Origin of the sequence: Psychrobacter sp. 1Y11 (assembly GCF_052259045.1) — a bacterium.
Lineage (GTDB): Bacteria > Pseudomonadota > Gammaproteobacteria > Pseudomonadales > Moraxellaceae > Psychrobacter.
Genome location: NZ_JBQQER010000027.1, coordinates 1 through 1,790 on the forward strand (window position 1 = coordinate 1; position 1,790 = coordinate 1,790).

1 tRNA gene and 1 rRNA gene are annotated in these 1,790 nt (G+C 51.1%); both read right to left on the reverse strand.

Features of this window, described 5'->3' with window-relative positions:
* Positions 1 to 6: 6 nt before the first annotated feature.
* Positions 7 to 83 (reverse strand) — tRNA-Ile (locus tag ACTXGJ_RS12600).
* Between the two features lie 96 nt (positions 84 to 179).
* A 16S ribosomal RNA gene (locus ACTXGJ_RS12605) occupies positions 180 to 1,719 on the reverse strand.
* Positions 1,720 to 1,790: the final 71 nt, after the last annotated feature.

Sequence of the window (1,790 nt, forward strand, 5' to 3'; positions counted from 1 at the left end):
TAATAATGGTAGGCCTGGGCAGACTTGAACTGCCGACCCCCGCGTTATCAACACGGTGCTCTAACCAGCTGAGCTACAGGCCTTTAATGTCTAAAGCATGGCTTTATACAATAAGGCTTATAAACAAACTAAACTAAAGAACAACTTGTTGTGAATTCTTGCTGAGCGAATGCCGTCTATAAGGAGGTGATCCAGCCGCAGGTTCCCCTACGGCTACCTTGTTACGACTTCACCCCAGTCATCAACCACACCGTGGTGAACGCCATCCTAAAAGGTTTGGCTATCCACTTCTGGTGCAATCAACTCCCATGGTGTGACGGGCGGTGTGTACAAGGCCCGGGAACGTATTCACCGCGGCATTCTGATCCGCGATTACTAGCGATTCCTACTTCATGGAGTCGAGTTGCAGACTCCAATCTGGACTACGATAGGCTTTGAAAGATTCGCATCACATCGCTGTGTAGCTGCCCTCTGTACCTACCATTGTAGCACGTGTGTAGCCCTGGTCGTAAGGGCCATGATGACTTGACGTCGTCCCCGCCTTCCTCCAGTTTGTCACTGGCAGTATCCTTAGAGTTCCCGGCTTAACCCGCTGGTAACTAAGGACAAGGGTTGCGCTCGTTGCGGGACTTAACCCAACATCTCACGACACGAGCTGACGACAGCCATGCAGCACCTGTATTCTAATTCCCGAAGGCACTCCCGCATCTCTGCAGGATTCTAGATATGTCAAGACCAGGTAAGGTTCTTCGCGTTGCATCGAATTAAACCACATGCTCCACCGCTTGTGCGGGCCCCCGTCAATTCATTTGAGTTTTAACCTTGCGGCCGTACTCCCCAGGCGGTCTACTTATTGCGTTAGCTGCGTCACTAAGTCCTCAAGGGACCCAACGACTAGTAGACATCGTTTACGGCGTGGACTACCAGGGTATCTAATCCTGTTTGCTACCCACGCTTTCGAACCTCAGTGTCAATATGATGCCAGAAGGCTGCCTTCGCCATCGGTATTCCTCCAGATCTCTACGCATTTCACCGCTACACCTGGAATTCTACCTTCCTCTCACCTATTCTAGCCTGACAGTATCAGATGCAGTTCCCAGGTTAAGCCCGGGGATTTCACATCTGACTTATCAAGCCACCTACGCTCGCTTTACGCCCAGTAATTCCGATTAACGCTTGCACCCTCTGTATTACCGCGGCTGCTGGCACAGAGTTAGCCGGTGCTTATTCTGCAGCTAATGTCATCGCATACGGGTATTAACCGTATGGTCTTCTTCACTGCTTAAAGTGCTTTACAACCAAAAGGCCTTCTTCACACACGCGGCATGGCTGGATCAGGGTTGCCCCCATTGTCCAATATTCCCCACTGCTGCCTCCCGTAGGAGTCCGGGCCGTGTCTCAGTCCCGGTGTGGCTGATCATCCTCTCAGACCAGCTACAGATCGTCGCCATGGTAGGCCTTTACCCCACCATCTAGCTAATCCGACTTAGGCTCATCTAATAGCGAGAGCAACAAGTTGCCCCCTTTCTCCCGTAGGTCGTATGCGGTATTAATTCGAGTTTCCCCGAGCTATCCCCCACTACTAGGTAGATTCCTAAGTGTTACTCACCCGTCCGCCGCTCGACGCCTGGGAGCAAGCTCCCATCGTTTCCGCTCGACTTGCATGTGTTAAGCCTGCCGCCAGCGTTCAATCTGAGCCATGATCAAACTCTTCAGTTTAATCTTGCTTGAAGTCTTCACTATAAATAGTAAGACGACTTCTAATCTTGGCTCATCTAATCTGGCAAATC